This is a genomic window from Pseudomonas sp. F2 (genome assembly GCF_057174385.1).
Genome location: NZ_CM169904.1, coordinates 3,982,057 through 4,001,560, shown reverse-complemented (window position 1 = coordinate 4,001,560; position 19,504 = coordinate 3,982,057). Strand labels below are relative to the sequence as shown.

18 protein-coding genes are annotated in these 19,504 nt (G+C 60.2%); 4 read left to right on the top strand and 14 right to left on the bottom strand.

Translation table 11 applies throughout. The annotated features are described in order from the left end of the window. Positions 1 to 137: 137 nt before the first annotated feature. Positions 138 to 1,610, bottom strand: a complete 1,473-nt coding sequence (gene betB / locus AC193Q_RS18020; protein WP_123469433.1) for a betaine-aldehyde dehydrogenase — start codon at positions 1,608 to 1,610, stop codon at positions 138 to 140. 62 nt (positions 1,611 to 1,672) lie between these two features. Then, positions 1,673 to 2,293, bottom strand: a complete 621-nt coding sequence (betI, locus tag AC193Q_RS18015; RefSeq protein ID WP_041063389.1) for a transcriptional regulator BetI — start codon at positions 2,291 to 2,293, stop codon at positions 1,673 to 1,675. 485 nt (positions 2,294 to 2,778) lie between these two features. On the opposite strand from betI, the gene AC193Q_RS18010 reads away from it, so the two are divergent. Next, a complete protein-coding gene (locus tag AC193Q_RS18010) occupies positions 2,779 to 4,719 on the top strand; it encodes a BCCT family transporter (RefSeq protein WP_239779129.1) in 1,941 nt (646 codons plus the stop codon). 197 nt (positions 4,720 to 4,916) lie between these two features. On the opposite strand, the gene choV is transcribed toward AC193Q_RS18010, so the two are convergent. The 3 genes from choV to AC193Q_RS17995 all read right to left on the bottom strand — a co-directional run bounded on the left by choV (position 4,917) and on the right by AC193Q_RS17995 (position 7,951). Then, positions 4,917 to 6,095 (bottom strand): choline ABC transporter ATP-binding protein, encoded by a 1,179-nt coding sequence (gene choV / locus AC193Q_RS18005; RefSeq protein ID WP_041063385.1) that lies wholly within the window; start codon positions 6,093 to 6,095, stop codon positions 4,917 to 4,919. Then, on the bottom strand, positions 6,092 to 6,937 hold the full coding sequence (choW, locus tag AC193Q_RS18000; RefSeq protein ID WP_041063383.1) for a choline ABC transporter permease subunit: 846 nt from the start codon (positions 6,935 to 6,937) through the stop codon (positions 6,092 to 6,094). Before choW ends, choV begins: the two co-directional genes overlap by 4 nt. Positions 6,938 to 7,003: 66 nt before the next feature. After that, the gene (locus AC193Q_RS17995) at positions 7,004 to 7,951 is read right to left on the bottom strand and encodes a choline ABC transporter substrate-binding protein (RefSeq protein ID WP_041063381.1); all 948 of its coding nucleotides are present in this window, start codon (positions 7,949 to 7,951) and stop codon (positions 7,004 to 7,006) included. A gap of 436 nt (positions 7,952 to 8,387) precedes the next feature. On the opposite strand from AC193Q_RS17995, the gene AC193Q_RS17990 reads away from it, so the two are divergent. Continuing rightward, entirely contained in the window at positions 8,388 to 9,764 is a 1,377-nt protein-coding gene (locus AC193Q_RS17990; RefSeq protein WP_041063379.1) for an L-serine ammonia-lyase, read from the top strand. Positions 9,765 to 10,305: 541 nt separating this feature from the next. After that, positions 10,306 to 11,409 (top strand): choline metabolism transcriptional regulator GbdR, encoded by a 1,104-nt coding sequence (gene gbdR / locus AC193Q_RS17985; protein WP_007949927.1) that lies wholly within the window; start codon positions 10,306 to 10,308, stop codon positions 11,407 to 11,409. 114 nt (positions 11,410 to 11,523) lie between these two features. On the opposite strand, the gene AC193Q_RS17980 is transcribed toward gbdR, so the two are convergent. From AC193Q_RS17980 to AC193Q_RS17955, 6 genes are all read right to left on the bottom strand, one after another. Next, a complete protein-coding gene (locus AC193Q_RS17980) occupies positions 11,524 to 11,787 on the bottom strand; it encodes a hypothetical protein (protein WP_007962640.1) in 264 nt (87 codons plus the stop codon). 352 nt (positions 11,788 to 12,139) lie between these two features. Beyond that, entirely contained in the window at positions 12,140 to 13,303 is a 1,164-nt protein-coding gene (locus AC193Q_RS17975) for a gamma-butyrobetaine dioxygenase (RefSeq protein WP_095668136.1), read from the bottom strand. Between the two features lie 23 nt (positions 13,304 to 13,326). Beyond that, the gene (locus AC193Q_RS17970) at positions 13,327 to 13,803 is read right to left on the bottom strand and encodes a thioesterase family protein (RefSeq protein WP_121187573.1); all 477 of its coding nucleotides are present in this window, start codon (positions 13,801 to 13,803) and stop codon (positions 13,327 to 13,329) included. Between the two features lie 179 nt (positions 13,804 to 13,982). Next, entirely contained in the window at positions 13,983 to 14,948 is a 966-nt protein-coding gene (locus AC193Q_RS17965) for an L-carnitine dehydrogenase (RefSeq protein ID WP_483878651.1), read from the bottom strand. Between the two features lie 156 nt (positions 14,949 to 15,104). Next, positions 15,105 to 15,992, bottom strand: a complete 888-nt coding sequence (gene cdhC, locus AC193Q_RS17960) for a 3-dehydrocarnitine:acetyl-CoA trimethylamine transferase CdhC (protein ID WP_007962632.1) — start codon at positions 15,990 to 15,992, stop codon at positions 15,105 to 15,107. Between the two features lie 74 nt (positions 15,993 to 16,066). Continuing rightward, entirely contained in the window at positions 16,067 to 17,011 is a 945-nt protein-coding gene (locus tag AC193Q_RS17955; RefSeq protein ID WP_483878650.1) for a choline ABC transporter substrate-binding protein, read from the bottom strand. 192 nt (positions 17,012 to 17,203) lie between these two features. Here AC193Q_RS17955 and AC193Q_RS17950 point away from each other — a divergent pair, with 192 nt between their 5' ends. Further along, positions 17,204 to 18,148, top strand: a complete 945-nt coding sequence (locus AC193Q_RS17950) for a GlxA family transcriptional regulator (RefSeq protein WP_095121415.1) — start codon at positions 17,204 to 17,206, stop codon at positions 18,146 to 18,148. 143 nt (positions 18,149 to 18,291) lie between these two features. On the opposite strand, the gene AC193Q_RS17945 is transcribed toward AC193Q_RS17950, so the two are convergent. The 3 genes from AC193Q_RS17945 to AC193Q_RS17935 are packed head-to-tail and all read right to left on the bottom strand — an operon-like array spanning position 18,292 to position 19,297. Further along, complete coding sequence (locus AC193Q_RS17945; protein ID WP_027610648.1) at positions 18,292 to 18,708, bottom strand: DUF3010 family protein; 417 nt, start codon at positions 18,706 to 18,708, stop codon at positions 18,292 to 18,294. A 27-nt stretch (positions 18,709 to 18,735) separates the two neighbouring features. Then, on the bottom strand, positions 18,736 to 19,059 hold the full coding sequence (locus AC193Q_RS17940; protein ID WP_041063348.1) for a helix-turn-helix domain-containing protein: 324 nt from the start codon (positions 19,057 to 19,059) through the stop codon (positions 18,736 to 18,738). Next, positions 19,043 to 19,297 (bottom strand): type II toxin-antitoxin system RelE family toxin, encoded by a 255-nt coding sequence (locus AC193Q_RS17935; RefSeq protein WP_121187567.1) that lies wholly within the window; start codon positions 19,295 to 19,297, stop codon positions 19,043 to 19,045. The genes AC193Q_RS17940 and AC193Q_RS17935 overlap by 17 nt, the downstream gene beginning before the upstream one ends. Between the last annotated feature and the right edge of the window lie 207 nt (positions 19,298 to 19,504).

The following is a 19,504-nucleotide window of genomic DNA, read 5'->3' as shown; positions in this document are numbered from 1 at the left end:
GTGCTGCGCACTCGAATCGCTGGCAAGCCAGCTCCCACAAGGATTGGGAGCTGCCACAGATTTGAGGGACGACTCCAAACCTGTGGGAGCGGGCTTGCCCGCGAAGAGGCCCTCGCAGGCAATACAAGACTCGGGGCTTAGAACACCGAGACGTAATCGCCCAGCTCGACCTGTACCGATTTGATGCGTGTGTAGTTGGTCAGCGAGCTGATGCCGTTTTCACGGCCTACGCCCGACTGCTTGTAACCGCCCACCGGCATTTTGGCGTCGGACTCGCCCCAGGCGTTGATCCAGCAGATACCGGCTTCCAGTTGATGAATCACGCGGTGCGCGCGGTTCAGGTCTTTGGTGACGATACCGGCGGCCAGGCCGAAGTCGGTGTCGTTGGCGCGGCGGATCACTTCTTCTTCGGTCTCGTAGGAGAGGATCGCCATCACCGGGCCAAAGATTTCTTCACGGACGATGGTCATCTCGTCGGTGCAATCGGTGAACACGGTCGGTGCAACGAAGGCGCCTTTGGCAAATTCGCCGTCGGTCAGACGCTCGCCGCCGCACAGCACGCGGGCACCTTCTTCTTTACCCTTGGCGATGTAACCCAGCACGCTTTCCATGTGGGCGAAGCTGACCAGCGGGCCGAAGTTGGTGTTTTCGTCTTCCGGGTTGCCGATGCGGATGCGCGCTACGCGCTCGACGATCTTGGCTTCGAAAGCGGCTTTCAGGTGGCTCGGTACGAACACGCGAGTACCGTTGGTGCAGACCTGACCGGAGCTGTAGAAGTTGGCCATCATCGCGGTGTCGGCGGCGCGATCCAGGTCGGCGTCGTCGCAGATGATCAGCGGCGACTTGCCGCCCAGTTCCATGGTCACGTCTTTGAGCGACGAAGCCGAAGCGCTGGCCATGACTTTCTTGCCGGTGTCGGTGCCGCCGGTGAAGGAAACTTTCTCGATGCGCGGGTGCTCGGTCAGCCAGGTGCCGACTTCACGGCCGCTGCCGGTCAGGACGTTGAACACGCCGTTTGGCAGGCCGGCTTCGGTGTAGATCTCGGCCAGTTTCAAGGTCGTCAGCGAGGTGACTTCGCTTGGCTTGAAGATCATCGCGTTACCAGCGGCCAGGGCGGGTGCGGATTTCCACAGCGCGATCTGGATCGGGTAGTTCCACGCGCCGATACCGGCGACCACGCCCAGCGGTTCGCGACGGGTGTAGACAAAGGACGTGTCGCGCAGCGGGATCTGCTCGCCTTCGATCGCCGGCACCAGGCCTGCGTAGTATTCCAGCACGTCAGCACCAGTGACGATGTCGACGTACTTGGTTTCGGAGAAGGCTTTGCCGGTGTCCAGGGTTTCCAGAGCGGCCAGTTCATCGTTGCGCTCGCGCAGGATATCGACGGCGCGACGCAGGATGCGCGAACGCTCCATGGCGGTCATCGCGGCCCAGATTTTCTGGCCCTTTTCAGCGCTGACCACAGCACGCTCGACGTCTTCCTTGGTCGCGCGTTGCACGTTGGCGAGGACTTCACCGTTCGCCGGGTTGATGGCTTCGAAAGTGGCATCGCTGCCAGCGTCGGAGTACGCGCCATCGATGTAGAGTTTTTGCAGTTCGAAACGGGCCATAGTGTCCTCGCAAGTGCATTAGTGGTTGGCGTCGACCACCGCGCTGAAACTGCGGTGGCGGTTCAGGTACCGAGCGTTTTCTGTGTGCTCTGGCTCACCTGCTTGGCCAATTGGAAATCCATGTATTCGTAAGCGATCTGTTGCGCCTGCGCGGTGTCGAAAGCGTCTCCCGACAGCGCGCCGCGCAACCACAAACCGTCGATCAACGCTGCCAGTCCACGCGCTGCGCTGCGCGCATCTTCGAGCGGCAACACACGGCGGAACTCGCAGCACAGGTTGGAATACAGACGGTGATCGTTGATCCGCTGCAACCTGTGCAAAGACGGCTGGTGCATGCTGGTGGCCCAGAACGCCAGCCAGGTTTTCATTGCCGGGCCATTGACCTGGCTGGCGTCGAAGTTTCCTTCGATGATCACCTGCAGATGCGCCCGTGGGCTGCTGTCTGCCAGCGCCTGCCGGCGCGCGGTGACGTTCTCGCTGAGGACATTCATCAGATACCGCATCGTGGCGGCAATCAGGCCGTTCTTGTCCTGAAAATAGTGACTGATGATGCCATTCGAGACACCGGCCAAACGGGCGATCAGCGCAATGCTGGCGTCCCCCATACCGACCTGATCGACTGCCTGCAACGTGGCTTCGATCAGTTGTTGGCGGCGGATGGGTTGCATACCGACCTTGGGCATCTTGCACATCTCCTTAGGCCTTCCGACGGGCGATAAACGCCGATCGGATTGAGGGCCAGTCTATTTTGTTTTGATTGAACGTTCAATCAACAAAGAATAAGATCTGCGACAAATCGTCGCTGCCTACAGATTTTTTCTGCTTGTAAATGGCGATAAAACGACCTCCGGAAATTCTTGAAACCTGCGTGGGGCATGGCGCGGTTCGCTATTCGATGGACGTGTTGAATGGGCAAGACGCTCGGGGCCAGGTTTCGGATGAACGTCCGCACAGCTTTGGCCACGAAAGCGATTCGCAACGCCATTTCGGCAGGTTCGGGCTTTTTTCGGGGTGTCTTTATATCACCCGCCGGTCGGCTGCCAACTAACCGATTGGTCGGGTTCCGTGTTGCCTTGTGTTCTTCTCTCGCACTGCCTGGAGCATTTGTGCCATGAGTTCTGCCTCGCTAATAAAGACCCCGCCCGAGAAGGTGACGGTCAACGGTTGGGTGTTTTACACCTCGACCGCGTTGATTCTGTTGTTGACCGCCATTCTGATCATCGCCCCGCAAGAGGCCGGCAGAATGTTGGGTATGGCTCAGGCCTGGTTGTCGCGCAGCTTCGGCTGGTACTACATGGTGGTGATCGCCGCCTATCTGGTGTTTGTGGTGGGCCTGGCGTTTTCCTCCTACGGCAAACTCAAACTGGGCAGCAAGGACGATACCCCGGATTTCAGTTACGGCGCTTGGGCGGGGATGCTGTTCTCGTCGGGTATCGGTATTTCGCTGCTGTACTTCGGCGCGTCCGAGCCGCTGGACCATTACTTCAATCCGCCGGAAGGCGCAGCGGCCAGCAACCTGGCTGCGCGTCAGGCGGTGCAACTGACGTTCCTGCACTGGGGCCTGCACGGCTGGGCGATCTACGCACTGGTCGGTCTGGCCGTGGCGTACTTCGCTTACCGTCATAACCAGCCGCTGGCCCTGCGTTCGGCGCTGTATCCGCTGGTGGGCGAGCGTTGGGTCAAGGGCGCCGCCGGTCATGCGGTGGACGGTTTCGGCATGTTCGTGACCTTGCTGGGTCTGGTGACCAACCTGGGGATCGGCTCGCTGCAAGTGTCCTCCGGCCTGGAAAACCTGTTCGGCATGGAGCACAGCAACACCAACCTGCTGATCGTGATCATCGTGATGAGCACCGTGGCGACCATCGCTGCCGTGTCCGGTGTGGAAAACGGCATCCGTCGTCTGTCCAACCTGAACATCGTGCTGTTCAGCGGTCTGCTGATTTTCGTCCTGTTGTTCGGCCCGACCCTGCACCTGCTCAACGGCTTCGTGCAGAACATCGGCGATTACCTCAACGGCGTGGTGCTGAAGACTTTCGACCTGTACGTCTATGAAGGCGACAGCGCCAAGTCCGACCGCTGGCTGGGCCTGTGGACCCTGTTCTACTGGGCCTGGTGGATTTCCTGGGCGCCATTCGTCGGCATGTTCATCGCGCGTATTTCCCGTGGTCGTACCGTGCGTGAGCTGGTGGCCGGCGTGCTGTTGATTCCGTTGGGTTTCACCCTGGCGTGGCTGTCGATCTTCGGCAACTCGGCACTGGATCTGGTGATGAACCAGGGCGCGGTGGAACTCGGCAAGACGGCGCTGGAACAGCCGTCGATGGCGATCTATCAGTTGCTGGAACACTACCCGGCGTCGAAAGTCGTCATCGGTGTGTCGATCTTTGTTGGCTTCGTGCTGTTCCTGACCCCGGCCGACTCCGGCGCGGTGATGATGGCGAATCTGTCGTGCAAGGGCGGCAACGTCGATGAAGATGCGCCGCACTGGCTGCGGATCTTCTGGTCGGTGGTGATCACGCTGGTGACTATCGGTCTGCTGTTCGCCGGTAACTTCGAAGCCATGCAAACCATGGTGGTGCTGGCCGGGCTGCCGTTCTCGGTGGTGCTGGTGTTCTTCATGTTCGGCCTGCACAAGGCGATGCGTCAGGACGTGCAGATCGAACAGGAGCAGGCGCAATTGGCTGAACGCGGTCGTCGTGGTTTCAGCGAGCGCCTGACCCAGCTGGATCTGCAGCCGAGCCAATCGGTGGTGCAGCGCTTCATGGACAAGCAGGTCAGCCCTGCGCTGGAAGACGCTGCCGCGCAAATGCGTGCACAGGGTCTGCAAGTGCAGACGCTGCTGGGCAAGTCCAAACGCTGCATGGGCGTGCGCGTCGAGATGGAAGAGGGCAACCCTTTCGTCTACGAAGTGAGCCTGGACGGTTATCTGGCGACCCCGACCGAATCGGCCCAGTCCGATGAGGCGCGCCAGCGTTATTACCGTGCCGAGGTGTACCTGCACAACGGCAGCCAGGACTACGACCTGATGGGCTTCACGCAGGATCAGATCACACGCGATGTGCTCGATCAGTTTGAAAGCCATCGGCAGCTCCTTGGCCGGGTGTATAGCTAAACCTTAAGTTAATGGCGAAGCTGTTTGTGGCGAGGGAGCTTGCTCCCGCTGGGTTGCGAAGCGACCCCAAGAATTTGTGAGTGCTGCGCACTCAATCGGGAGCAAGCTCCCTCGCCACAGTTGTCCATGTATCAAGTCAATTTCTGTACCAACAAAAACGCCGCGATCCTCTCGCGGCGTTTTTGTGTGCGGGGTTCTTACCCCAGGTTCTTGCCCAGCAACGCGTGATACAGCTCACTGTCGCCCAGAATCCCCACCACATGGTTGTTGTCGTGCAGCACCAGTTTGTTGCCGGTCTGATAGCGAATCTGCAGCGCGTCACGCATGCCGATGTTCGAGTCCACCAGCGTCGGTTTGCGCTCCAGACCTTCCACGGCCTGGCCCGGAGCCCAGTTCTGCAGGTTCAGTACCGAACCGTTCTGCCGCGCGCCTTTGATGGTGTTGCCTTCGGCCAGGTCCAGCCACGAGTCGCCGCCCGGGTCGAGGCACACCGAACCGTTGATGCGTTTGCAGTTGTCCAGTGTGCGCATCAGGCTGCGACCGCAGAGCACGTTGAGCGGATTGGTGTGGGCCACGAAGGTGCGCACATAGTCGTCTGCCGGGTTCAGCACGATCTCTTCCGGCACGCTGTACTGGATGATCCGGCCGTCCTTCATGATCGCGATGCGGCTACCCAGTTTCAGTGCTTCGTCGAGATCGTGACTCACAAAAACGATGGTCTTGCTCAGCTTGCGTTGCAGCTCCAGCAGTTCGTCCTGCAGACCCTGGCGGATCAGCGGGTCGAGTGCCGAGAACGGTTCGTCCATCAACAGAATGTCGGCGTCCATCGCCAGCGCCCGGGCCAGACCGACCCGCTGTTGCATGCCGCCGGAGAGTTCATCGGGCTTCTTGTTGCGCCATTGGGTCAGGCCCACCAGTTCTAGCTTGTCGTCCACCAGCTTGCGCCGTTCCTTTTCCGGTCGGCCCTGCATTTCCAGACCGAAACTGATGTTCTCGCGCACTGTCAGCCACGGCATCAGGGCGAACTTCTGGAACACCATGGCGATGCGTTTGGTGCGCATCATTTTCAGCTCGGCCGGGGTGCAGGAAGCAATGTCGATCTGCTTGCCTTCGTGCTCGACGAACAGCTTGCCGCGACTGACGGTGTTGAGGCCGTTGATGCAGCGCAGCAGGCTCGACTTGCCGGAGCCGGACAGGCCCATCAGCACGCAGATCTCGCCTTTGTTGATGTCCAGGCTGGCCTTTTCCACGCCGACGATCTGCCCGGTCTTTTTCAGGATCTCGCTGCGGGTCAAGCCTTGATCGAGAAGTTTCAGAGCTTCGCGCGGATCCTTGGTGAAGATCACGTCAACGTTATCAAAGCGAATTATGCTCATGCGTCACCCCCTGCTTTGGCGTCGGGTTGTTTGCAGATACGGTCGAGCATGATCGCCAGCAGTACGATCGCCAGGCCCGCTTCGAAGCCCAGGGCGATATCAGCAGTGTTCAGTGCGTTGACCACCGGTTTGCCGAGTCCATCGGCGCCCACCAGTGCCGCGATCACCACCATCGACAGCGACAGCATGATGCACTGGGTGATGCCGGCCGCGATGCTCGGCATGGCGTGAGGCAGTTCGATCCGTGAAAGCAATTGGCGACGCGAGCAGCCGAAGGCCTTGCCGGCGTCCATCAGTTCTTGCGGGACATCGCGGATGCCCAGGTAGGTCAGGCGGATCGGCGCAGCGATGGCGAACACCACCGTGGAGATCAGGCCCGGCACCACACCCAGCCCGAAGAGGGTCAGGGTAGGAATGAGGTAAACGAAGGTCGGTACGGTCTGCATCAGATCGAGTACCGGACGCATTAAAGTGTAGAACATCGGCTTGTGCGCGGCGACGATGCCCAGCGGCACGCCGATGACCACACAGACCAGGGTCGCGAACATGACCTGGGCGAGGGTTTCCATGGTTTCCTGCCAGTACCCCAGATTGAGGATCAGCAGGAACGAGGCGATGACGAACACCGTCAGCCCCCATTTGCGCTGGATGAAGTGGGCCAGCAGGGCGATGAGGCCGATCAGCACCAGCGGGTTGAACCAGGTCAGCGCAAACGTCACGCCGTGGATCATCGTTTCCAGAGTCACGGCGATTGCGTCGAAGGTGCTGGCGCCGTGTTGCGTCAACCATTCAACGAAGCCCGCGATGTACTGGCCTAAAGGGATTTTCTGATCAATCAGCATGGTAGTGAACGTCCGCATGCAAGGAATAAACAGCCCGGGCGAGCGAACTCGCCCGGCGTAAGGCAATTACTGTGCGAGCTTGGCTTTCACGGCTTCCAGGCCAGGTTTACCGTCAATGGTGGTCACGCCAGCGAGCCAGGTATCGAGCACCTGTGGGTTCTTTTTCAGCCAGGCCTTGGCGGCCGCTTCAGGCTTCATCTTGTCGTCGAGGATGTTGCCCATCAGGGTACTTTCCATGTCGACGGTGAACTCCAGGTTCTTCAGCAACTGACCGACGTTGCTGCATTCAGTGGTGTAACCCTTGCGGGTGTTGGTCGCCACGGTCGCAGCACCGAAATCGGGGCCGAAGAAGTCATCGCCGCCGGTCAGGTATTGAATCTTGAAGCGCTTGTTCATCGGGTGCGGCGCCCAGCCGAGGAAGACCACGGCGGTGTCGCGTTTCTGTGCGCGGTCAACCTGCGAGAGCATGCCCGCTTCGGAGGATTCGACGACTTTGAAACCGGCGTCCTTCAGGCCGAAAGCGTTCTTGTCGATCATGCTCTGGATCAAGCGATTACCGTCATTGCCGGGCTCGATGCCGTAGATCTTGCCGTCGAGCTCTTTCTTGAATTTGGCGATATCGGCGAAGTCATGCAGGCCCTTGTCGTACAGGGCTTGCGGTACGGCGAGGGTGTACTTGGCACCCTTGAGGTTGGTGCGCACCACTTCGACGGTGCCGGCATCACGGTAGGCCTTGATGTCGTTTTCCATGGTCGGCATCCAGTTACCGAGGAACACGTCCATGTTCTTGCCGTCGGCCAGCGACTTGTAGGTCACGGGCACGGAGATCATGGTGGTCTTGGTCTTGTAGCCGAGGGCGTCGAGTACCACCGAAGTGGTGGCGGTGGTGGCGGTGATGTCGGTCCAGCCGACATCGGAGAAGTTCACGGTACTGCACTGAGCGGGTTCTGCAGCGTGAGCCAGTAACGGCAGACTCAGCATGGCGGCCAACAACAACGACGGGGAACCTTTCATGGATGGACTCCTTGGTGTTTTTTTTGGCAGTGTTCCGACTGTGGACCACCGCACTTATAGGTTGCGGTTGGATGGCGTTCTGGAGACAGCTCTACCACGGCGCCTTGCAATCGAGTCATAACGATCATGTACCAGTGAAAATCTGACGCCTACAGGGTGGGTCGTATCCAGTACAGGGATGGTCGCATCCAGTGTCAGTGACGTCGTTTACAGCTTTTTTCTACCCCGTTTGGCCATCTGAACCGCATAAAAACGGCGAAAACAGGGGAGCAAACCGGCACGGCGTTGGTGGGCATGAGTGCGTCGGTGTCAGACGCCGGACGACCTGACAAAAGCCTGATGATGCGGGCATTCCGGCGGATCGCAGCTTGAGCGTAGCAGCTCCGCCAGCGGGCGCTTAACGCCCGGGAACGGCATCCTCAGGAGCTCTGCAGCAATGGCTATCAGCGTTTTCGACCTGTTCAAAATCGGCATCGGCCCGTCCAGTTCTCACACCGTCGGCCCGATGCGCGCCGCGGCCCTGTTTGTCGAATCGCTGCGCGACCGGCACCTGCTCGAACAGGTGCGGCGTATAGAAGTGCAACTGTTCGGTTCGCTGTCGGCCACCGGCATTGGTCACGGCAGCGACAACGCGGTGATCATGGGCCTGATGGGCGAGTGGCCGGACGCAATCGACCCGTCGCAGATCGGCCCGCGAATCCAGGCCCTGCGTGAAACCCACACGCTTCTTCTGGACGGCCGTTTGTCGGTGCCGTTTGTCTGGGCGCGCGACATGCGCCTGATCGACGAAAACCTGCCGTTCCACCCCAACGCCATGACCCTGATTGCCGAAGGCGATCACGGCGAGATTCATCGCGACACCTACTATTCGGTCGGCGGCGGATTCGTGGTGGATCAGGCGCAGGCATCCAGCGGCGTGGTCGATCTGGATCGCACTGAATTGCCCTATGACTTTTCCAGCGCGGTGGAACTGCTGCAGCTGTGCCAAAAGAACAATCTGCGCGTCGCCGAATTGATGATGGCCAACGAAAAGGTCTGGCGCAGCGAAGAAGAAATCCGCGCCGGCCTGATGAAGCTGTGGCGGGCGATGCAGGATTGCGTCGAGCAGGGCCTCAAGCACGAAGGCATCCTCCCCGGTGGTTTGAATGTGCGTCGGCGTGCGGCGAAGTTGCATCGCAACCTGCAGGAATTGAACAAGCCAAACGTGATCGGTTCGACGTTGAGCGCGATGGAATGGGTCAACCTGTTCGCCTTGGCGGTCAACGAAGAAAACGCCGCGGGCGGTCGTATGGTCACGGCGCCGACTAATGGCGCGGCGGGGATCATTCCGGCGGTGTTGCACTACTTTATGAAGTTCAGCGAAGCGGTCACCGACGCCAACGTCGTCGACTACTTTCTGGGTGCGGCGGCGGTGGGGATTCTGTGCAAGAAGAACGCCTCGATCTCCGGTGCCGAAGTCGGCTGCCAGGGTGAAGTGGGTTCGGCCTGCGCGATGGCGGCAGCGGGTCTGGCAGAGATTTTGGGCGCGACGCCGGAGCAACTGTGCAACGCGGCGGAAATCGGTCTGGAACATAACCTCGGCCTGACCTGCGATCCGGTCGGTGGACTGGTGCAGGTGCCGTGCATCGAACGCAATGCGATTGCGGCGGTGAAAGCGATCAACGCGGCGCAGATGGCCTTGCGCGGCGATGGTCAGCACTTCATCTCGCTGGACCGGGTGATCCGCACCATGCGCGATACCGGCGCGGATATGCATGACAAATATAAAGAGACTTCGCGCGGTGGTTTGGCCGTTAGCGCGGTTGAGTGCTGAGACCGTATCGCTCCCATCGCTGGCAAGCCAGCTCCCACAGGTATTTTCAGTGTGATCACGATTTCTGTATCACCACAGAATCTGTGGGAGCTGGCTTGCCAGCGATGAGGCCAGACCAGTCAAAACTGCTCGCTAACGGAACACACATAACCGCAGGCGCCACCTTTTAGCGCGTCGCAATCAGATAAGAGCTTTTCCCACTCGCAGTGCGCCATTCGCACTCCCTACCGTCCGTCACCCGTGCCTGCGGTGACACTCCCCACAAACTGCGCGCAGGCCAGTTCCCACAAGTGCTACCGATCTGCTCACAGGCAGCGGGGCAGGGCGCTCACCGCCGCTGATGGCACTTCGAAACAGCTGTTGGCCGACGTCTTGAATAGACACGTCGCGACGTCGTTTTCAGGAGTTATTGAACGGCCATTCAATTTTAGGCATGGCATTTGCTCTGTCATAACAAAGCCCGTCTCCCACGTGAGAACGCCGGCAATAACAAGAGCCTCCGCCTGAGGCCATCACCCGCTTTGTGTGAGGAGATACCGCGATGACGTCGTTCAACTCCGGGGCCCAACCCCAGAACCGTGCGCCTCAATCCATCGGCTTTCTGCTGCTGGACAATTTCACGCTGATTTCTCTGGCCTCCGCAGTCGAACCCCTGCGCATGGCCAACCAATTGTCCGGTCGTGAGCTGTATCGCTGGAGCACCCTGACCGTCGATGGCGGACAGGTGTGGGCCAGTGACGGTCTGCAAATCACCCCCGATGCCTCCATGCACAAAGCCCCGCCCCTGGACACCGTGATCGTCTGCGGCGGCATTGGTATCCAACGCACCGTGACCCGTGAACATGTGTCATGGCTGCAGAGCCAGGCGCGTCAGTCCAAGCGTCTGGGCGCGGTGTGCACCGGCAGCTGGGCCTTGGCTTGCGCCGGTCTGCTCGACGGTTTTGATTGCAGCGTGCACTGGGAATGTCTGGCGGCGATGCAGGAAGCTTTCCCGCGTGTGGCGATGAGCACTCGTCTGTTCACCCTCGACCGTAACCGTTTCACCAGTTCCGGTGGTACCGCGCCACTGGACATGATGCTGCACCTGATCAGCCGCGATCATGGTCGCGAACTATCTGCTGCGATCTCGGAGATGTTCGTCTACGAGCGCATCCGCAACGAGCAGGATCACCAGCGCGTGCCGCTCAAGCACATGCTCGGCACCAACCAGCCGAAGCTGCAGGAAATTGTCGCGCTGATGGAGGCCAACCTCGAAGAGCCGATCGACCTCGACGAACTGGCGGTGTATGTCGCCGTGTCGCGTCGACAGCTGGAGCGGCTGTTCCAGAAATACCTGCACTGTTCGCCGTCGCGTTACTACCTCAAGCTGCGCCTGATCCGCGCCCGGCAACTGCTCAAGCAGACGCCGATGTCGATCATCGAAGTGGCCTCGGTGTGTGGTTTCGTGTCGACGCCGCACTTCTCCAAATGCTACCGCGAATACTTCGGTATCCCGCCGCGTGACGAACGCGTAGGCTCCAACACCACGCAGCAAGTGGCGATGCTGCCGCTGCCGCAGGCCATCGTGATGTCGCCGCTGTCGGGGCCGATGTCTGCGTTGAGTCAGGCGCGCAATGAGTCGACGTTTGCCAGCGTAAGGCTGTAGACCGCGTCGATCTTATCGCTGGCAAGCCAGCTCCCACAGGTTCTGCGGTGATACAGATATCTTGATCACACCGAAAATCCCTGTGGGAGCTGGCTTGCCAGCGATGACGGTCTGTCAGGCGCTGTGGCTTTGCTGATAATCCGCCAACGCGGGCAACAACTGCTTGTCGATCGCCTGACGCACCGCAGGCTGAATACTGGCGCCGCTGGTGTACATGTCCTTGACCATTTTGCGCAGTTCAAACGCGCGAACATTGTCCAGACCACGCACCGCACACTCACAGGCCTGCTCGGCGGTCGAACCGCTCGGCACCTGAAAACCCAACGCCTTGAGCTGGCCCAACAGGTCTTCCTGATCGATCAAATCGGCATACATCATGGCGCGCTTCCTTCTTCGGCAATGGAGGTCGTGGCTCGATTCTGGTGGGCATGCGCAGGCACGGCAAGGGTGATTTGTCGCAGTGGCCGCGACGGCTATGAACAGGTCGTTTTCGGCTAACTCAGTGCCAAGGGGAGTGGGCACACTGGCCTCAGCTCGCTACAGACGGTTTGGTCACCCTCGACTGGCAGCTCCTCAACAGTACCCTCTGCCCCGATCCTGTCACGGCTTGCATCGGGGCTTTTTTTAATTTTATGAAAGTCAAAAGATCGCAGCCTCCGGCAGCTCCTACAGTTGAAATGCGATCCCCTGTAGGAGCTGCCGGAGGCTGCGATCTTTTGCTTTTAGCGGTCTAGCGTTGCAACACCAGAATCCGCGACAACAACTCATCCCGATCGACGTAGCAGCCCTGGAAATGCCGCGCCCCGGTGGCCGGGTCAAACGCATTGCGCGCATGCAGCGTGCGGCGATTATCAAAGCACCACAGTTCACCCGGATTGAGTCGCTGCATCAGGCGAAAACGTGGCTCACGGGTCATGGCGATCAAGCGCCGATAGGCCCGATACAGCAGCGGCATTTGCTCCACCGACGTATCGAATGCGCCACGCAGAAAGTTTGCCATGCGAATCTCCGCCACCCGGCCCAACGCGTCCAGTGCAATGATCGGCGCCAGGCAGCGGTAGTCGCTGTGGCGGTCCTTGTTGCGAAACTCCACGGGGATTTCGCACAGTGCCTGAAACAGCTCCGGTGCTTCCTGACGCAACGCGTCGGCAATCGCGAAACCGTCGACAAAAATACTCTCGCCACCTTCGGCATCATTCACCAGGCAATGCAGAAATTGCAGCCCTGGTTGCAGCTCGCGAGTCGGCAAGTCGGTGTGCAACGGCAGGTTGAAAGCGGTGTAGGCGTTGCTGTCGGCATCGGCCTTGGACTGCACGTTGAACAGTACGCCGAAATTGCTCTCGCGGATGAATGAAATGCGCTGGGCGATCAGCTTCAGCGAACCTGGTTCGGTGGGCACGCCGCGCACCTGAGTCAGGCCGATGTCGCGCACCGCGATCAACCATTGCAGCAGCGCACCGTTGTCGTTCATCAGCGCTGAATAGTCGAATGCCGGTAGCTGCAAATTGCTGCGCCACAGATAGGGCTGGGGTTTGGTCGCCAGACGTTCGGCGCGGGACTCGTCGTCATAGGCGTGGGCGCGCAGCCAGCCCGGATCAAAGCGACTGTGGTGGCCGTCCTGCCAGTCGATCTGCAGACAGCCGTCGCTGTCGATGTGCGCGTTAACGGGAGCCAGATCCGGCGCGGCATCGACGATCTCGAATACCTGCTCGCGGGTTACGGTGTAGACGCACTGTTCACACGGGCAGTTGTCCCGCAACCAGACATGGTGAAACGGGCTGACACGGCCATCAGCCCAGGCCAGCGAAACGCGATCCGTCAGGTTCTGCACGCCGCTCAGCGCGCTGATCAACGGATAACTGCGGAAATCGGCAACAGCGGCAGCGGTGTGCATAGTGGCTCCTTGCGTGGGAGGAATTAGCGGGCGGGTGGCAGGGCGATGACGCGGCCGATGTAAGCCGGGGCGGGCAGATCGACTTGCTCGGCGACGATGGCTTGCAGACGGTTCAATGTATCCGGGGTGAATGGCGCCGAACGCGGGCCGGCGAGGTCGACGTGCAGCAGCATTTGCTCGTTACCGGCCAGTTCCTTGTCGTCGCCGGCCAGGTGCAGGCTGTGATAGAGGTGCAGGCGTTTGCTGTCGTGACCGATGATCTGCGTGCGCACTTCGACCTCGGCGTCGAGCTTCACTTCGTGCAGATAATTCAGGTGCAGTTCGAGGGTAAACAGCGAGTGGCCGCTGGCCTCGCGGTTGTTACTGTCCATGCCGAGACGATCCATCAGGGCGTCCGTGGCGTAGCTGAAGATCAGCAAGTAGAAGGCGTCGCGCAGGTGGCCGTTGTAGTCGACCCAGTCGGGGATGATGGTGGTTTGGTAGGTGGTGAGGGTGGGCATGGTTGAACTCCATAGATCGCTGGCGCAATACACATTGTGGCGAGGGAGCTTGCTCCCGCTGGGCTGCGCAGCAGCCCCAAAACCTCTGATCGCGGTGCGTCGGTCAGACAGCATTCGCTGGTTTTACGACCGCTTCGCGGCCGAGCGGGAGCAAGCTCCTTCGCCACAGGGGAAGGCGATTACTCGCTGAAACTCATCCCGTGCTTTTCCTTGGTGGTTTTCACCGCCTCCAGTACTGCCAGCAGGCAGTCATCACGATAGCGCTCCAGCGCTGAAATGCTGTGGCGGCCAAGCTGATCGCTGGTGCCATCGACCACATCGTCAATCAGCTTGTCAGTCAGCTCCGGTGCCGGCAGATACGTCCACGGCAACTGCAGCGCCGGGCCGAACTGCGACATGAAGTGACGCATCCCCGCGTCACCACCGGCCAGCGTATAAGTCAGGAACGTGCCCATGAACGACCAGCGCAGTCCGGCGCCAAAACGGATCGCGTCGTCGATCTCGCCAGTCGTCGCCACGCCGTCGTTGACCAGGTGCAGCGCCTCGCGCCACAGCGCTTCGAGCAAACGGTCGGCGATGAACCCTGGCACTTCCTTGCGCACATGCAACGGGCGCATGCCGAGGAACTCGTAAACCTTCATAGCCGCTTGCACAGCTTCCGGCGCGGTGTGCTTGCCGCCGACCACCTCCACCAGCGGCAGCAGGTAAACCGGATTGAACGGGTGGCCGACCACGCAGCGTTCAGGGTGGGTCGAACTCTCGTAGAACTCGCTCGGCAACAGGCCGGAAGTGCTGGAGCCGATCAGCGCATCGGGTTTGGCCGCCGCGCTGATTTTGCTGTGCAGATCGAGTTTCAGCTCGAGGCGTTCCGGGGCGCTTTCCTGAATGAAATCGGCATCGCGCACGCATTCTTCGATGGTCGCAACACAGCGCAGACGATCCTGCGAGGCGCCAGGCGCCAGACCGTTTTTCTCCAACGCGCCCCAGGCGTTGGCCACGCGTTTGCGCAGCGCGGCTTCGGCACCCGGTGCCGGGTCCCAGGCCACCACGTCGAGGCCATGGGCGAGAGCACGCGCGACCCAGCCGCTGCCGATGACACCGCTGCCGAGGGCGGCGAAGGTTTTGATGTCGGTGATAAAGCTCATAGGAACTCCCTGAAAAAGGTGTTTCCTGTAGGAGCTGCCGCAGGCTGCGATCTTTTGATTTTGATTGTTTGAAGCAAGATCAAAAGATCGCAGCCTGCGGCAGCTCCTACAGGTGAAATTGGGGTGCAGTCAGGGCCCCATTTTTGGGGCTGAGATTTAGCCGCGCTGGGTCAGGCCCATTTTTTTGCGCCCTTCGGCCGGGGTCAGCACCCGGGCGCCGAGGCGGCTGAGGATCTCAGTGGCGCGTTCGACCAGTTGGCCGTTGGTTGCCAGCACGCCTTTGTCCAGCCACAGGTTGTCTTCCAGGCCGACCCGCACGTTGCCGCCAAGCAGCACCGCTTGTGCGGCCATCGGCATTTGCATGCGGCCGATGCCGAACCCGGCCCACACCGCGTCCGCCGGCAGGTTGTCGACCATGGCTTTCATGGTGGTGGTGTCCGCCGGAGCGCCCCACGGGATGCCCAGGCACAGCTGGAACAACGGGTTGTCGAGCAGGCCTTCCTTGATCATCTGTTTGGCGAACCACAGGTGGCCGGTGTCGAAAATTTCCAGTTCGGCCTTCACCCCCAGCTCGGTGATGCGCTTGGCGCCGGCGCGCAGTTGCGCCGGCGTCGAGACGTAAATGGTGTCGCCGTCGCCGAAGTTCAGCGTGCCGCAATCGAGGGTGCAGATTTCCGGCAGCAGTTCTTCAACGTGGGCCAGACGGGTCAGCGGGCCGACCAGATCGGTGTTCGGGCCGAACTCCATCGGGTGCTCGCCAGCACCGATTTCGAGGTCACCGCCCATGCCGGCGGTGAGGTTGACGATGATGTCGACGTCAGCCTCGCGGATGCGCTCCATCACTTCGCGGTACAGCGCCACGTCACGGCTGAACTTGCCGGTCTGTGGGTCGCGCACATGGCAGTGCACCACCGTGGCGCCGGCCTTGGCGGCTTCCACGGCAGCCGCGGCGATCTGTTTCGGGGTGACCGGCACGTGCGGGCTCTTGGCGGTCGTGTCGCCAGCACCGGTGAGTGCGCAGGTGATGATGACGTCGTGGTTCATGGTGCGGTTTCCTTCAGGCGTGATGGGTCTGTTCGCAGCCCGGGCGGGGCTGCGAAGCGTTGATTTCCGGTGTTTTATTTGCTGGTCAATTGCAGGTTTTCAGCGGCCGGTTTGCCATCGAAGGTGGTTACACCTTCCAGCCAGCGCTGCTTGTCTTCGGGGTGATCCTTGAGCCATTGCCTGGCCGATTCGAACGCGTCCTTGTGATCGAGCAGCGGTTGCATCATGCGGCTCTCGTCTTCGCCGGTGAACGTCAGGTTGCTCAGCAGGCGACCGATGTTCGGGCACTGTTCGGCGTATTTTGGCGCGGTGACCGTCCACACCGTGGCCATGCCTTCGTTCGGGCCGAGGGCGTCCTCGCTGCCAGTGAGGTAAGTCATCTTGACGTTCACGTTCATCGGGTGCGGTGCCCAGCCGAAGAACACCACGGCTTCCTTGCGGCGCACGGCGCGGTCGACAGCGGCGAGCATCCCGGCTTCGCTGGATTCGACCAGCTGGAATTTGCCGAGGCCGAACTGGTTCTTGGCGATCATCGCCTTGATCTGCGTATTGGCGCCCGAGCCCGGCTCGATGCCGTAGATCTTGCCGCCCAGTTCTTTCTCGAATTTGGCGATGTCGGCGAAGGTCTTCAGGCCCTTGTCCGCCAGATAAGTCGGCACGGCGAGGGTCGCGCGGGCGTCTTTCAGGCTTGGCGCCGGCAGGACCTTGACCTGGTTGGCGTCGACGAACGGGGTGATGGTCTGGGTCATCAGCGGGTTCCAGTAGCCGAGGAACAGATCCAGCCGCTGATCGCGAATCCCGGCGAAGATGATCTGCTGGGACGCGCTGGTTTGTTTGGTGCTGTAGCCGAGGCCATCGAGCAGCACTTGAGTCATGGCACTGGTGGCGATCACATCAGTCCAGTTCACGACGCCCATGCGCACGTTCTGGCACGACGCAGGTTCGGCCGCCATGACGCTGGCGCTCAAGAAAGCGGTACCGCTGAGTGCAAGAACACAGCTGCTGATCAGTCGTTTCATGTCGGGTTCCTCGGCAGGTCGTTTATTGTGATTCCCGGCGTCTGATGCGCCGGTGATGCCAAGTTACGCAGCAATGCCCCCGTAAAAACGCACTGCGGCGACTGGCTCTTGCACTGTAGCGACCTGTGCTCTTGAACGCTGACGACAATCGGCGTATCAACGATCCACGCTACCCGCTAACCGAGTGCGCACATGTCCCAGGATTTCTACTTTCTGCTGATGCCGGGTTTTTCCGCCATCGGTTTCATCTCGGCGATCGAACCGCTACGGGTGGCCAACCGCTTTCGCGGCGAGTTGTACCGCTGGCACGTGCTCAGCGCCGATGGCGGGGCGGTGCTGGCGAGCAATGGCATGTCGGTCAACGCCGACGCGGCGCTGGAGCCGCTGAAGAAAGGTGCGACGCTGTTGGTGGTGGCCGGATTCGAACCGCTGAAGTTCGCCACGCCAACCCTTGAGCACTGGCTGCGCCGGCTGGACAACGAAGGCGTGACCCTGGGCGCCATCGATACCGGCAGTTTCGTCCTCGCCGAAGCCGGCCTGCTCGACGGCCATCGCTTGACCCTGCACTGGGAGGCCATCGATGCGTTCAAGGAATCTTATCCACAGCTCAGCGTGACCCAGGAATTGTTCGAAATCGATCGGCGACGCATCACCTCGGCGGGCGGCACGGCGTCTATCGACCTGATGCTCGATCTGATCGCCCAGGCCCACGGCCCGCAACTGGCGATCCAGGTCAGCGAGCAGTTCGTGCTGGGACGGATTCGTCCGCGCAAGGACCACCAGCGCATGGAAGTCGCCACGCGCTACGGCATCAGCAACAAGAAGCTGGTGCAGGTGATTGGCGAGATGGAGCAGCACAGCGAACCACCGCTGACCACGCTGCAACTGGCGGAATCGATCAAGGTCACGCGGCGGCAGCTGGAGCGCTTGTTTCGGCTGCATCTGAATGACACACCGAGCAATTTCTATCTGCGCTTGAGGTTGGAAAAGGCCCGGCAGCTGTTGCGCCAGACCGATATGAGCGTGCTGGAGGTCAGCATCGCTTGCGGGTTTGAATCGCCGTCGTATTTCACCCGCAGTTATCGAGCGAGGTTCGCTCGCTGTCCCCGCGAGGACCGGCGTACCGCTCAGGCCTGAAGGGTTTTAGCAACGTCATAGAACCCTGTGGGAGCGGGCTTGCCCGCGATGAGTCCAGCACATCCAACATTGTTATTGCCTGACACACCGCCATCGCGGGCAAGCCCGCTCCCACAGGTTTCAATGTGATGTCGGGAATCGCGTTACTTCTTCACCAACGCCGAACACGCCGCTTTATAAGCCTCATGCTGATACTTGTTCAGCGTCCCCGGCAGCTCGAAATTGTGCTTCTTGGCCTGCGCATTGATCGTCTGCGGCGACAGCAGCGTCACCTCACACCCCTCCAGCAACTGAAACACCCCCTCGATCTTGAACGTGGTCGGCCCACCGGCAAACTCACCCTTCTTGCTGCGCTTCTTGATCGCAATCCGGTCAATCGAGTGTTCGCGCACAAACGACGCCACCTGCGCCGCGAAGCGTTTGACGTTGGCCGCCTCGTCATCATCGTCGAGGGCGATTTTCTTGGTGTTGAGCGCCACATGGCTCAGCGTTGCCCCGTCAAGGGAGGCCACGGCGATGATCGCTTCGCTGCCTTTGATTTCGATGCCGCAGATGTTCATGGGAATTCCTTTGAATGAAGAGGCAGCCTACAACTCAAGCTGATTGGCGGTGATGCCGAACGCCGCTGCGATTTTCTCGCGGGTTGCCTTGCGTGGCTTCGCTACTGTTTCCTGTTGAGCGAACGCCGGCTGGGAAATTCCCAGACGTTTCGCCACTTCTTCCTGTGTCAGGTTCAGGTGTTCGCGCCAGGCACGGATCGGTGTCGCCCCGTCGACCATTCGACTGACCACCTCATGCGGGATCAGATCGGGCTGCATTTTCTGCGCGACGTATTGAGCGTAGGGAATGACTACGAAGGCCGGGTTGCCCTCGGCATCGTTGATGATTTGGATGTCAGTAGGTGCGTTCATCGCGTTTTTTGACCTCTTGAATACTGACCACTTTGATTGCGCCATCCCAGTCGAACATGACCCGATAATTGCCGACGCGCAGGCGGTAGGCGTAGTCATGGCCAATTAGTGCTTTGACATTGCCAACGTCAGGCATTTCGGAAAGTGCCGTAACGGCATCGCGAACCTGCCCCTGATGTGCGGTGTGCAATTTCAAGAGTTGCTTAACGGCCTTTCGTGTCCAGTAGATGCTGTTCATGGAAGAATATAAGTCTTTTATAAGATTCGCGAATCTTTGCTTATATTTTTCCGATGGCCAATCAACAACCGTTGACCGCATGTTGCGTAAAAGGCCCTTGGTTGCAGGCATTCAAGCAATTTGTGTAGGCGATGTCGAAGCGCCTTGTAGGAAGAGAGGAGGTGTGGGGTTGAAAGCCGGAGGCAGTTCCAGCTTTCAGCGGAACAT